Source organism: Flavobacterium cauense R2A-7 (assembly GCF_000498475.1).
GTDB lineage: Bacteria > Bacteroidota > Bacteroidia > Flavobacteriales > Flavobacteriaceae > Flavobacterium > Flavobacterium cauense.
Genome location: NZ_AVBI01000012.1, coordinates 1 through 13,384, shown reverse-complemented (window position 1 = coordinate 13,384; position 13,384 = coordinate 1). Strand labels below are relative to the sequence as shown.

Genomic DNA, 13,384 nt, shown 5'->3' with positions numbered 1-13,384 from the left:
TGTGCCGTTGTGGTGTTTTTTGCTTCCAAACCAAAAAGTAATAAGGCAGCTCCTTAGCCCTGATGGGAGTGGCATCCTTTTGTGGAACAAAAGATAGAACGGACAGCAGGAACTGGGTTTCCCGACAAGCCCGAACGATTCGCTCCCAAAAAAAATGAAACCAACATTTATGTACTCGAAAAAAGGTTGATAAAAACGGGTCTTTTTGTTAATAACTTACACAGTCAAATCGCTATTTTTAGTGTGAAATCGTCTTCAATTTCATATATTTGCTCGTTAGTCAAAAAAATACACAATCAGAATATAGATTATGAGCGAAGAAGTAAAGAAACACAATTATTCGGCAGACAGTATTCAGGCGCTGGAAGGAATGGAGCACGTAAGAATGCGTCCTTCGATGTACATTGGGGATACGGGAGTGCGAGGACTTCATCACTTGGTTTATGAAGTAGTGGATAACTCGATTGATGAGGCGTTGGCCGGACATTGCGATACTATTCATGTAACCATTAACGAGGACAATTCGATTACTGTTGAAGACAACGGTCGTGGAATTCCGGTAGATATTCACAAAAAAGAAGGTGTTTCCGCATTGGAGGTTGTAATGACCAAAATCGGTGCAGGAGGTAAGTTTGATAAAGATTCTTATAAAGTTTCCGGTGGTTTGCACGGGGTTGGGGTGTCGTGTGTGAACGCGCTTTCCAATCATTTGCGTGCGACAGTTTACAAAGACGGGAAAATTTATGAGCAGGAATACGAAAGAGGAAAAGCGCAATATCCGGTAAAACAAATTGGTGAAACGGATAAAAGAGGAACAACGGTTACGTTTACTCCGGATGATACGATTTTTACGCAAACAACAGAGTATTCGTATGATACTTTGGCGGCGCGTATGCGTGAATTGTCGTTCTTGAATAAAGGAATCACTGTTACGTTAACCGATAGAAGAGAGGTTGATAAAGATGGGAATTTTGCAGGTGAAACTTTCCATTCGAAAGAAGGATTGAAAGAGTTTGTTAAATTCCTGGACGGAAACCGTATTCCGATTATTACCCATGTAATCAGCATGGAGAATGAAAAAGGCGAAATTCCTGTGGAAGTGGCCTTGATTTATAATGAAAGTTATTCGGAGAATATTTTCTCTTACGTAAATAATATCAATACGCACGAGGGAGGTACGCATTTGCAAGGTTTCCGTATGGGATTGACCCGTACGCTGAAAAAATATGCGGACGCTTCCGGTTTATTGGAAAAATTGAAGTTTGAAATTTCCGGGGATGATTTCCGTGAAGGTTTAACAGCAATTGTTTCGGTAAAAGTTTCGGAGCCTCAGTTTGAAGGGCAGACGAAAACCAAATTGGGTAACCGTGAAGTGGTTTCTCCTGTAAGTCAGGCAGTAGCCGAAATGTTGGAAAGTTATTTGGAGGAGAATCCGAATGATGCAAAAATTATTGTTCAGAAAGTAATCCTTGCGGCACAGGCGCGTCATGCGGCGAAAAAAGCCCGTGAAATGGTACAACGTAAAACCGTTATGGGTGGTGGGGGATTACCTGGTAAGTTATCCGATTGTTCTGAGCAGGATCCGGCAAAATGTGAAGTGTTCTTTGTCGAGGGAGACTCGGCGGGTGGAACGGCGAAACAAGGTCGTGACAGAGCATTTCAGGCGATTATGCCTTTGCGTGGTAAGATTTTGAACGTGGAAAAAGCGATGCACCACAAAGTGTTTGAAAACGAAGAGATTCGAAATATTTTTACGGCTTTAGGGGTGACTATTGGAACTCCGGAAGACAGTAAAGCGTTGAATCTTGAAAAATTGCGTTACCATAAAGTGGTAATCATGTGTGATGCCGACGTCGATGGTAGTCACATTGCTACGTTGATCTTAACGTTCTTCTTCAGATACATGCGTGAATTGATTGAAAATGGATACGTTTATATTGCTACGCCACCTTTATATATGGTGAAAAAAGGAAATAAAAAAGAATATGCATGGACCGATGCGCAACGTGATGAGATTTCATCAAGAATGGGAAGCGGTTTTGCAATTCAACGTTATAAAGGTCTTGGAGAGATGAATGCGGAGCAATTATGGGAAACAACAATGAATCCGGAGTTCAGAACGCTACGTCAAATCGGAATTGATAGCTTGGCAGAGGCAGACAGAGTGTTCTCAATGTTAATGGGTGATGAAGTTCCGCCACGTAGAGAGTTTATTGAGAAAAACGCGGCTTACGCTAATATTGATGCGTAAATCGGTTAAAATATCGGTATTGTTGGTTGCTTTTTTGTGTTTTGCAAATAAGGCAAAATCGCAAACATCGCAAACCTTTGAGGATATAGGGCATTTGCTTAATGACGCTATACTTTTTTCGGATCAGTACATAACTCCGGCTACGGATGCGGCGGTATATCAGGCGGCGTCCGGTTGGATGACCTCTCCTAAGAAACGGAAACTTTGGGATGTAACTTTAGGGTTGCATTCCAATGTTTTTTTTGTTCCGAAGCGTGACCGTAGTTTTGAAATCAAAAACAGTGATTTTTCTTTTTTTCAGATTGAAGGCGCTACTTCTGCAACCGTGCCAACGGCTTTGGGAAATGATTCTCAGGTGTATCTTGTGGGGGATTTGGATGGTGAGCAGATTCGCTTGAAAAGCCCGGAAGGGATTGATCAGGAAACCGTTTTTTATCCGTATTTACAAGGTTCGGTTGGATTATGGTTCGGTACGGAAGCTCTTGTGAAGTATTCAACCAAAACAAAATTAAAAAAAGGCGATTATCAAGTTTATGGCTTTGGTTTGAAGCACAATTTTAGTCAGTATTTTAAAGTGCTGGAGGCTAAAAAGATTAATTTGGCTGGTTTGGTTGTTTATTCTAAGGAAGATATCAGTTTTGATTTTATCAGTATTCCGACACAATACGGAAGTCTTGGGATTAATAGGTTGAACGGATTGGTAGATACCTGGCAGTTTCAGGTGAACGGTTCGAAAGAATTCAAAAATTTTGAATTGATGGCCGGAATTATTGCCAATACCAGTAAATTCAAATATGTTGTTGGTGGAGATAAAGGAGAGATTGAAGATGTCATTCCGTTGCAGGAAATCCTGAATAAAAAGCTTGAAGAAATTTACAAAACCAAAACCAATGTCATTGGTGAGATTTCCGGGCGATATCAGATCAAAAAAGTGTATCTGCAATCGGTTGTCGGATTCGGGAAGTTTGTTAATACCAACTTTTCTGTTCAATATGAATTTTAAATTTTATATATTTAACACCTTTATAAATAACCAACCCAAAAATTATATAATATCATGAAAGTAACGATAGTTGGCGCAGGAAATGTAGGAGCCACTTGTGCGGATGTAATTTCATACAGAGGAATTGCAAGTGAAGTAGTTTTGTTAGATATCAAAGAAGGTTTTGCTGAAGGCAAGGCAATGGATATCTCGCAATGTGCCACGACAACAGGTTTTAATACACGTGTTTCGGGAAGTACAAACGATTATTCGAAAACAGCTGGAAGTGATGTAGTGGTAATTACATCTGGTATTCCTAGAAAACCAGGGATGACTCGTGAGGAGTTAATCGGAATCAATGCCGGAATTGTAAAAACAGTTGCGGATAACGTGTTGGCACACTCTCCAAACGCCATTATAGTGGTGGTTTCTAATCCGATGGATACTATGACGTATTTAACCTTAAAAGCAACAGGATTGCCTAAAAACAGAATCATCGGAATGGGTGGTGCTTTAGACAGTTCGCGTTTCAAATATTATTTATCAAAAGCGTTAAATAAACCGTCGAATGATGTTGACGGAATGGTGATTGGTGGTCATGGTGATACAACTATGATTCCTCTAACGCGTTTGGCATCTTATTGTGGAACTCCGGTTTCAACGTATCTTACCCAAGAAGAAATGGATAAGGTAGCGGCTGATACTATGGTAGGGGGTGCGACTTTAACAGGATTGTTAGGAACTTCTGCGTGGTATGCTCCGGGCGCTTCTGTAGCATATTTGGTTGATAGTATCTTGAACGATCAGCGTAAAATGATTCCATGTTCGGTTTTCCTTGAAGGCGAATACGGTCAGGAAGATATCTGTATGGGAGTACCTTGTATTATCGGTAAAAACGGAATTGAAGCTATTGTTGATGTTAAATTAAACGATACGGAAAAAGCTGCTTTTGCTAAAAGTGCAGACGCCGTTCGCGCTATGAATGCCGATTTGAAATCGGTTTTAGCATAATATCACATCAAAATAATAAGAAGGACTGCTTCGTGCAGTCTTTTTTTTGGATATAATTAAGAAATAAATTGGTAAATATTTCGGTATAGTATATATTTGCTCGTTTTTGAAAAAAAAGAATAATTAATTTTTAGTAATAATGCAGAATAAAGGACTTATTAAATTTTTTGCAATTTTATTTGCATTGGTAAGTATTTACCAACTTTCCTTCACAGTTGTTACCAATAATATCGAAAGTAAAGCAAAAGCATTTGCGAACGGCGATTCTAAAAAAGAGCTGTTTTACTTAGACTCTATTGGTAAAGAAAAAGTGTTTTTGGGTCATACATTTAATGATGTAAGAGCTAAACAAATCAATAAAGGTCTAGACCTTGAAGGAGGAATTAACGTAATTCTTCAAATCTCGGTTAAAGATGTATTGAAAGGATTGGCAAACAATTCAAAAAATCCGGTGTTTAACAAAGCGCTTTCAGATGCTACCAAAAACAGAGAAGGAAATCAGGATTACCTGGATGCTTTCTTTATTGCTTTTGATCAGGCTTCTAACGGAACAACAAAATTATCATCACCAGAAATTTTTGCTAACAGAAATTTAAGTGAGATTAATTTTAAAATGACTGATGCGCAGGTTAAAACAATCATCAGAAAAAAAGTTGCTGAATCTGTAGAAAGTGCCTTCCGAGTATTAAGAGAGCGTATCGATAAATTCGGTGTAACGCAGCCTAATATTCAGAAATTAGGAGAGTCCGGAAGAATTTTAGTGGAGCTTCCTGGTGCTAAAGATATTGATCGTATTCAAAAATTATTACAAAGTACTGCTCAATTAGAGTTTTGGGAAACGTATAAATCGGATGAGATTGCTAATTTCTTAATGGCAGCTAACGAAGCATTAAAGAAAACCGAGAAACCGGTTCTTGATAAAGCAGCTCCAAAAGGATCAGACGTTGATTCATTGTTGACTTCTAAAGCAAATGATTCTGCATCGGTTAAAAAAGGAAATAATCCGTTATTGGATTTGGTTAAAGGCGGTGGTCAGCAAGGCGGTCCGGTTTTAGCATATTTCAATCCAAAAGATACAGCGAAAGTTAATGCTTATTTAAAAAGAGACGACATTCGTGCTTTGTTGCCTGCTGAACAACGTTTCGCACGTTTCGTTTGGGGGAAATTAAATTCAAAAACTCCGGATGTAGTAGAGTTGTATGCTCTTAAAACCAACAGAGAAGGAGTGCCTCCAATGAGTGGTGGTGTGATTACGGATGCTTCCGAATCGTTTGACCAAATGGGAAGACCATCTGTAACCATGCAAATGAATGCTTCCGGAGCAAAAACTTGGGAAGACTTAACAGGAAAAGCATTTACACAACAAAGCAATATTGCTATTGTATTGGATAATATCGTTTATTCGGCTCCGGGAGTTTCTTCAGGACCAATTGCCGGAGGACGTTCTGAAATTTCAGGAGTTTTCGATGTAACGGAAACAAAAGACTTAGCAAACATCTTAAGAGCAGGTAAATTACCGGCTTCTGCAGAAATTGTACAATCAGAAGTAGTGGGTCCATCATTAGGACAACAGGCTATTGATAACGGTATCATGTCGTCAATCGTAGGTTTGTTATTGGTATCGCTTTGGATGATTGTTTATTACGGAAAAGCGGGTTGGTATGCTAACATTGCATTGGCTGTCAACTTATTGTTCTTATTCGGAATCTTAGCAAGTTTAGGTGCAGTATTAACATTGCCTGGTATTGCCGGTATCGTGTTAACAATGGGTACGGCTGTGGATGCGAATATCATTATCTATGAAAGAGCAAAAGAGGAATTGCGTGCCGGAAAATCATTACCGGAAGCCATTAAAGAATCTTATAGCTGGCATGGAGCTATGCGTTCTATTATTGATGCTAACGTAACGCACATCTTAACCGGTTTAATCCTTTTCATCTTCGGAACAGGACCAATTAAAGGTTTCGCTACTACGTTGTTGATTGGTATTTTTACGTCATTGTTTACGTCTATTTTCATTGCGAGAATCTTCTTGGACAGAGCGGCAGCGAAAGGAACTAACATTACATTCGTAACCGGATTGTCTAAAAACTGGTTCACAAACTTCCATTTTGATTTCATGGGCATTAAAAAATGGTCGTACATGATTTCTGCTATTGTAATTATCGGAAGCTGCGTTTCATTTGCAGTGAACGGTTTGGATCAGGGTGTGGATTTCGTGGGAGGTAGAACGTTTCAGGTGAAATTTGAAAAACCGGTTGTTCCATCTGAAATCTCAGAAGAACTTGGAAAAGAATTTGGCGTTAATGTAGAGGTGAAAGAGTTTGGTAACAGTAGCCAAATGAGAATCATCACGAAATATAAAGTACAAGACCAAGGCGTAGGTGTAGATAAAGAGGTTAATGAGAAATTGTACAACGGTTTGAAAAAATACTATTCAAACAACCTTTCTTACGATCAGTTTATCAATACGGCTGAAGGTAAAACATTAGGAGTAGTGTCTGCTTCAAAAGTAAGTGCGTCGGTATCTGATGACATTAAAACAAATTCTTATTGGGCAGTATTAGGAGCAATGGCTTTGGTATTCCTTTACTTAATGATTTCCTTCCGTAAATGGCAGTATTCATTAGGAGCGATTGCAGCGGTAGCACACGACGTTGTTTTCGTATTAGGTTTATACTCTATGTTGTATAAGTTTATGCCATTCCACATGGAAATGGATCAGCATTTTATCGCTGCAATTTTAACGGTTATCGGTTACTCGATGAATGATACCGTAATTGTATTCGATAGGGTTCGTGAGTTCATCTTAGGGAACAGAAAAGGTGATTTCAACCAAATCGTAAACGATTCAATTAATACAACTTTGTCAAGAACCATCAATACATCATTAACCATGGTATTGGTATTAGGTATTATGTTCGTGTTCGGAGGAGAATCCATTCGTGGCTTCATTTTCGCGATGTTGGTTGGTATCGTGGTAGGAACGTACTCTTCATTATTCATTGCAACTCCGGTATTGGTGGATACTATGCCGAAAGCAGATAAAAAAGAAGTGGAAAGATTACACGCGGAAGCAAACAAAGAAGCTTAATCAAGAACTTCAATATACTATTAAAAGCTGCTCATTATGGGCAGCTTTTTTTGTTTCAGGACCAAAACACTTGGGCTTTTTTGGGAAATGAAATTCCTGCCATTCGCTGCAATCTTTCCTTTGTTAAAGAAACAAAGCAAAGGATTTCTGCTGCTGTCAGGAGTAAGGGCGGTCTGTGTGATTCTTCGGTGATGTTTTTTTAAAGGTTGTCGGCTTTGATTCCTGTTTGGTTTATTTCGGGTTTTTAGGATTGTGTAATCAATCGTTTTTTGATTATGGTGAAATAACGTTTGTAAAAACAGAAAACCCGGCTCAATGCCGGGTTTTCTGTTTTTATTATTTAGTGATTCTAAACCGTTTTTTTCTGCGCTTTAAAAATCAAATAAAACCCTATAAAGATAAAAGGTATGCTTAGCCATTGTCCTGTGGAGAAAACGCCTAAAGCGTTCTCAAAACCACCCTGGCTCTCTTTTACAAACTCCACAATGAAACGTACGGTCCAAAGCATTACTAAAAACAAGCCAAAAAGGTAGCCTTGTTTTTCTCTGGCATTCGTTTTCCAATACAAATACAGTAAAATTGCAAAAACAAATACGTACCCGAAAGCTTCATACAACTGTGCGGGATGTTTTGGTAAAACATGCTCCAAAAGTGAGGCAAATTGCGGATTGCTTTCTATTGCTTTGTAAGCCTCATTTGGATTCTGAAGCCCGGTTGCCTGCATTGCTTCTCTTGGAGTGTATTGATCTCTAATAAATCGGATTCCTAAAGAAGAATTGGTTTGATTTCCAACGATTTCTGAATTGAAAAAGTTGCCCAAACGCACAAAAATTGCGCCACTGGAAACTGGAATGACAATACGGTCTAAAATCCAAAGTATCGGTTTGTGGATGATTTTTTTGCTGTAAAAATACATCACCAAAATAATGGCAATCGCTGCACCATGACTGGCTAAGCCTGCAAATCCGGTAAATTCAAACTCCGGACTGAATCGAAAAGGTAATAAGATTTCCGCCGGATGCTCTTTAAAGTAATCCCAATCGTAAAAAAATACATGTCCCAAACGGGCGCCAATCAATGTGGCAAACACAGTGTAGATGAATAATGAATCCAGTTTCTCCAATGATTCTCCTTCTCTTTCATAGATGTTTTTCATCAGGTACCAGCCCAGTCCAAAAGCGATGATGAACATTAAACTGTAAAAACGAATCATGAAAAATCCTAAATCTATTCCTTCGGAAGGATTCCAAATCATATGTAAAGCGTGTGTCATGTTGAAAGTATATTCTTTGATTTCGGTAAATTTAATAAATGAAAAATAGTTGCGCTGTAAAAATAGGTTAATTTAATCAGAAATTTTACGGAACAGGGTCGTAACCACTGCCGCCCCAAGGATGACAGCTTACAATGCGTTTCATGGCGAGCCATCCTCCTTTAAAAAGACCGTGTTTTTTTAGTGCTTCAACCGTATAATGGGAGCAGGTAGGAGAGTAGCGGCAAACCCCCGGAGTAAAAGGTGAAATCGCTACCTGATAAAACCGAACCAGTAGTACAAAAGGGAATATGATTATTTTTTTTAGCATTGTATCAAAAAAAATGATGAAGTAAAGGTACTCCATCATTTATAATTTTTTATAAGAATTAGTATTAAAGACTAAAAGTAGTTCCTTCTTTTCCGTCTTTTAACTGAATGCCTAATTCAAGTAATTTATCGCGGATTTCATCGGAAAGTCCCCAGTTTTTGTTGGCTCTCGCTTCGTTTCGCATCCCAATCAGCATGTTTACTACGCCTTCCAGTTTATCGTTATTGGTTGCCATTTCGTTTTTATCTTGTAAGCCTAAAATATCGTGTACAAAGGCGAACATGGTTTTTTTGAAAACGTCGAAATCGGTTGGATTCAGACTTTCTTTGCCATCTTTCATCAAGTTGGTATAACGAACTCCTTCAAACAATTGGGCAATTAAAATCGGACTGTTGAAGTCGTCATTCATCGCGTCATAACAGGTTTGTTTCCAGACGTTAACATCGAATGTTGATGTTGCAGCCGGCTGAATAGCAGTTAAATCAGAAAGGGCTTCCATTAATCGGTTGTATCCTTTTTCAGATGCCAACATACCTTCATTGGAAATGTCCAATATGCTTCTGTAATGTGCCTGTAAAAAGCAGAAACGAACTACGCTTGGATGAAAAGCTTTTTCGAAAAAGTCATTGTTTCCATGAAATAATTCCATCGGAAGAATATAATTTCCGGTAGATTTACTCATGCGTTGCCCGTTCATGGTCAGCATGTTGGCGTGCATCCAGTAATTTACCGGAGACGTTCCGTTGCAGGCTTTTCCTTGAGCGATTTCACATTCGTGATGCGGGAATTTTAAATCCATTCCACCTCCATGAATATCGAAAGTTTGTCCTAAATATTTTGTACTCATGGCTGTACACTCCAAATGCCATCCAGGGAAACCGTCACCCCATGGGGAAGACCAGCGCATGATGTGTGCTGGGGAAGCTTTTTTCCACAACGCAAAATCAGCGGCATTTCTTTTCTCGTCCTGACCGTCTAGATCGCGGGTATTGGCAAGCAATTCGTCAATATTTCGGTTGCTTAATTCTCCATAATTTAGGCCTCTTTTGTTGTATTCTAAAACATCAAAATATACAGAACCGTTACTTTCGTAGGCAAAACCGGTTTCGATTAATTTCTGGGTGATTTCAATTTGCTCCAATATGTGTCCTGTGGCAGTTGGCTCGATGTTTGGAGGTAGCAGATTGAACATTTCCAATACTTTATGAAAGTCAACCGTATACTTTTGAACGACTTCCATCGGTTCCAGTTTTTCAAGACGGGATTGTTTTACAAATCGGTCGTTATCGACATTACCATCATCGGTTAAATGTCCGGCATCGGTAATGTTTCGGATGTAGCGCACTTTGTACTCCAAATGTTTGATGTACCTGTAAATCATATCGAACGACATGAAAGTTCTACAATTTCCTAAGTGAACATTGCTGTAAACGGTTGGTCCGCAAACATACATTCCCACATGACCTTCGTGTATAGGGGTGAAAAGTTCTTTTTCTCCGGAAAGCGAATTGTAAATCTTCAACGTCTGATTTTGATATAAGTGCATATAATTTATTGCTTTAGCTATTGACTAAATTAAAATGAAGTATCTAATTTGATATAATCTAAAAACTCACGACGTACTTTGTCGTCTTTGAATTTTCCTCCGAATTCGGCCGTTACGGTACTGCTTTCGATGTCGCGGATGCCACGGGAATTCACGCAAAGGTGTTTGGCATCAATTACACAAGCAACATCATCTGTATTTAATACTTTTTGTAATTCCTGAACAATTTGGATTGTCAAACGTTCTTGAACCTGAGGTCTTTTGGCAAAGTAATCCACTATACGGTTCATTTTGGATAGTCCAACAACGGTACCATTGGAGATATAAGCCACATGAGCACGTCCTACAATTGGTAAAAGGTGATGTTCGCAAGTTGAATAAACGGTAATGTTTTTCTCTACTAGCATTTCGCCATACTTGTACTTGTTTTCAAAGGTCGAGGAGCTGGGTTTTTTATGAGGATGCAATCCTCCAAAAATTTCTTTCACGAACATTTTGGCTACACGGTTTGGAGTGCCTTTCAAACTGTCGTCAGTTAAATCTAAGCCCAGTGTGTTTAGTATGTTTTCGACGTCCTTTTTAATAAGGTTGATTTTCTCGTCATCAGTTATGTTAAAAGCATCAGAACGTAAAGGAGTTTGAGCATTGGTGCCTATATGGTTTTCTCCTAATGGGTCGTTCAAATCATCGTTATGAATCATTATGGATATTTTGAGTTAAAAAGTTACCACGCAAAGATAATTAATTAATATGAAATGCCCATTATCGGTAAAATGTTTAATAAAATGGATGAAATGGATTACAGAGGTATGGTTGTTTTTAACAAAAAAAGGTTTTTTTGTGTAATCAGATCTGTCGTCAACTCCTTTTTTTGTTGGTGATTTTAATGATGTTTGTGTAAAATTTAAATATTTATAGTAATATATTTTTTTTATTCATAAAGTTTTGCATATTTGTTAATTAACAAAATATTAATATTTCGTTTTTAAAAATTATTATAGACAAAAAATTACTCTTACTTCAAACTACACTTCTTCAAAGTTTTTACTGGTTAGTAAATGGAATTTTCATGTCTTTTTTTATTGTGATTTTTAAAAATGGGATACACACCGTAAATTATAATTCCAAATATTGAAAACCATTATGAAAAAAGTTTTACTACTTATTTTGACGATGTTTTGTTTTTCTCTTTATTCTCAAACCAAAGGAGAAAAATTTACAATCTTAAAAATTGGAAACAAATACTCTAAAGAGACTATCACTACTGCTTTTGAAAAAGCAGATATGTGTGGGAACTTTTATTTGTCTAAACCCAATGATATTGTTTTGGATGACGGAGCTGTAGTTCGGTTTTATTCGAAAGCTGAACAAGGAGCGATGACAACTTTGTCCAATCAATGTTTTGTCGCCGACAGTTTCAAATTTGATAAGATTACATGGTCGATTTTACCAAATGGTTTTGTGGCCAAAGGTCATACGGCCCGTCCTAATAAAGCATACATAAAAGAATAAGTAGTATGAAGAACTTTATAACTAAAATTGTTTTATCGGTTATATTCATAACTGTTTTCGGCTCATTATCATGGGCTCAACCTGCTAATAATAACTGTAGTACGGCAACTAGCTTCGGTTCGCTGCCTACGCCTGGAGCATGTTCTTCGGGTTTGCAGGATGGAGCTACTGTTACATTAAGTAATCAGACTACCGTTGGAGCAACAGGTGCTAGTCCGTATGTTTATTTAACAGGTTGTACAGGGGGAGGACCGATGCAGGCTCCAGCTTTGGATACTTGGTATAGTTTTACGGCTACAGGTACGATTTTGAATTTAAGCATTGCAGGCTTTCCTAATGCCAGTGTTGGTATATGGGGTGGTACTTGCGGGACACCTACGGGTATTGCTTGTTTAAATGTTCCGGCTGGAGGTAATGGCACTATAACCATTCCGTCACTTACTATAGGGAATACCTATTATATTCAAATTAGTGGAGGGACTTCATCCGCAACGGATAGTAATTTCTCCATAACATTAGATAATGATATTGATTGTAACGACTGTTTAAGAGCAAGTACTTTAACCGCTACTCCGGCACCTGTAAACGGAACTTATGCTCCGGGACAGGTAGTTCGTTTTTGTTATACGGTTACACAATGGGTGGAAACGAGTGCAAACTGGTTTCATGGAGTTCAGATTTCAATGGGGCCCGGATGGACTGGAGCTATCACAGGAACAACCCCTGCAACTCAATGCGGGTATAACCCTCCCGGTCCAGGAGATCCTGGTGCAGGTGTATGGGCTTTTTATAATTCAGTAACGAGTTCAGCAACAGGTAGTACATTTGGTCCCGGATTCTTTTTTGATAATGCGAATGTTGCAGGTTCTGATCCAGGACAAAATTTCGGAGATGTTACTGATGGAACTTGTACTTGGACCTTTTGTTGGGATTTAACAGTAAGTTCTACATGTGTTGCGGGGCAAAGTTTAAGTGTTTCTGTTAATACCACTGGAGACGGTGAATCTGGTTCTTGGTCAAGTGTTGCCTGTCAATCGGATCCCGCGAATACTTTTAATGCAGTAATGTCGCCTGGCCCAGTAATGACCAGTGCGAATGCTGTTACAATTTGTAGTAATCAATCAGTTGGTCTTGCGTTAACTGCTAATATTCCCTCAACTTTTTCATGGATAGCAACAGCAAATCCGAATGTGACAGGAGAAAGTACTACTGCACAAAGCGGAAATACTATAAATAATGTATTGGTTAATACTACTAGTGTAACACAGGTGGTTACTTATACGGTAACGCCAACATCAAGTCCGGGAGGATGTCCGGGTACTCCTCAGACTGTTTTGGTAACGGTGAATCCGACCCCAACAGCGACAATCAGCTATGCGGGTACACCATTCTGTACAACAGTTGC

At 38.7% G+C, this 13,384-nt stretch carries 10 protein-coding genes; 6 read left to right on the top strand and 4 right to left on the bottom strand.

All coding sequences use genetic code 11. The features are described from left to right. The first annotated feature begins 310 nt into the window (after nt 1-310). The 4 genes from gyrB (at nt 311) to secDF (ending at nt 7,338) form a co-directional block, all read left to right on the top strand. A complete protein-coding gene (gene gyrB, locus FCR2A7T_RS03860) occupies nt 311-2,251 on the top strand; it encodes a DNA topoisomerase (ATP-hydrolyzing) subunit B (protein WP_023569972.1) in 1,941 nt (646 codons plus the stop codon). Continuing rightward, entirely contained in the window at nt 2,244-3,254 is a 1,011-nt protein-coding gene (locus FCR2A7T_RS03855) for a DUF6588 family protein (protein WP_035117271.1), read from the top strand. Before gyrB ends, FCR2A7T_RS03855 begins: the two co-directional genes overlap by 8 nt. A gap of 54 nt (nt 3,255-3,308) precedes the next feature. Beyond that, nucleotides 3,309-4,244, top strand: coding sequence for a malate dehydrogenase (locus FCR2A7T_RS03850; protein WP_023569970.1), 936 nt, complete (start codon nt 3,309-3,311; stop codon nt 4,242-4,244). A 139-nt stretch (nt 4,245-4,383) separates the two neighbouring features. After that, on the top strand, nt 4,384-7,338 hold the full coding sequence (gene secDF, locus FCR2A7T_RS03845; protein WP_023569969.1) for a protein translocase subunit SecDF: 2,955 nt from the start codon (nt 4,384-4,386) through the stop codon (nt 7,336-7,338). A gap of 349 nt (nt 7,339-7,687) precedes the next feature. Here secDF and lgt read toward each other — a convergent pair whose 3' ends face one another. The 4 genes from lgt to folE form a co-directional block, all read right to left on the bottom strand. After that, nucleotides 7,688-8,611 carry a prolipoprotein diacylglyceryl transferase gene (gene lgt / locus FCR2A7T_RS03840; RefSeq protein WP_035117269.1) on the bottom strand — a complete coding sequence of 308 codons (924 nt, stop codon included), beginning with the start codon at nt 8,609-8,611 and terminating at the stop codon, nt 7,688-7,690. Nucleotides 8,612-8,696: 85 nt separating this feature from the next. Further along, nucleotides 8,697-8,921, bottom strand: a complete 225-nt coding sequence (gene yidD, locus FCR2A7T_RS14950; protein ID WP_035119036.1) for a membrane protein insertion efficiency factor YidD — start codon at nt 8,919-8,921, stop codon at nt 8,697-8,699. A gap of 64 nt (nt 8,922-8,985) precedes the next feature. Continuing rightward, nucleotides 8,986-10,467 carry a cysteine--tRNA ligase gene (gene cysS / locus FCR2A7T_RS03835; RefSeq protein WP_035117267.1) on the bottom strand — a complete coding sequence of 494 codons (1,482 nt, stop codon included), beginning with the start codon at nt 10,465-10,467 and terminating at the stop codon, nt 8,986-8,988. A gap of 29 nt (nt 10,468-10,496) precedes the next feature. Next, nucleotides 10,497-11,168 (bottom strand): GTP cyclohydrolase I FolE, encoded by a 672-nt coding sequence (gene folE, locus FCR2A7T_RS03830; RefSeq protein ID WP_023569965.1) that lies wholly within the window; start codon nt 11,166-11,168, stop codon nt 10,497-10,499. Nucleotides 11,169-11,610: 442 nt separating this feature from the next. Between folE and FCR2A7T_RS03825 the strand changes: the two genes are divergently transcribed. Then, nucleotides 11,611-11,979, top strand: coding sequence for a hypothetical protein (locus tag FCR2A7T_RS03825; protein ID WP_131473118.1), 369 nt, complete (start codon nt 11,611-11,613; stop codon nt 11,977-11,979). A 5-nt stretch (nt 11,980-11,984) separates the two neighbouring features. After that, the coding region (locus FCR2A7T_RS03820; RefSeq protein ID WP_035117260.1) for a PKD-like domain-containing protein at nt 11,985-13,384 on the top strand (1,400 nt) is incomplete at its 3' end.

Coding starts and splice junctions, on each gene's coding strand:
- cysS (WP_035117267.1), bottom strand. CDS start 10,467: ATGCACTTATATCAAAATCAGACGTTGAAGATTTACAATTCGCTTTCC.
- secDF (WP_023569969.1), top strand. CDS start 4,384: ATGCAGAATAAAGGACTTATTAAATTTTTTGCAATTTTATTTGCATTG.
- yidD (WP_035119036.1), bottom strand. CDS start 8,921: ATGCTAAAAAAAATAATCATATTCCCTTTTGTACTACTGGTTCGGTTT.
- FCR2A7T_RS03850 (WP_023569970.1), top strand. CDS start 3,309: ATGAAAGTAACGATAGTTGGCGCAGGAAATGTAGGAGCCACTTGTGCG.
- folE (WP_023569965.1), bottom strand. CDS start 11,168: ATGATTCATAACGATGATTTGAACGACCCATTAGGAGAAAACCATATA.
- gyrB (WP_023569972.1), top strand. CDS start 311: ATGAGCGAAGAAGTAAAGAAACACAATTATTCGGCAGACAGTATTCAG.
- lgt (WP_035117269.1), bottom strand. CDS start 8,611: ATGACACACGCTTTACATATGATTTGGAATCCTTCCGAAGGAATAGAT.
- FCR2A7T_RS03825 (WP_131473118.1), top strand. CDS start 11,611: ATGAAAAAAGTTTTACTACTTATTTTGACGATGTTTTGTTTTTCTCTT.
- FCR2A7T_RS03855 (WP_035117271.1), top strand. CDS start 2,244: ATGCGTAAATCGGTTAAAATATCGGTATTGTTGGTTGCTTTTTTGTGT.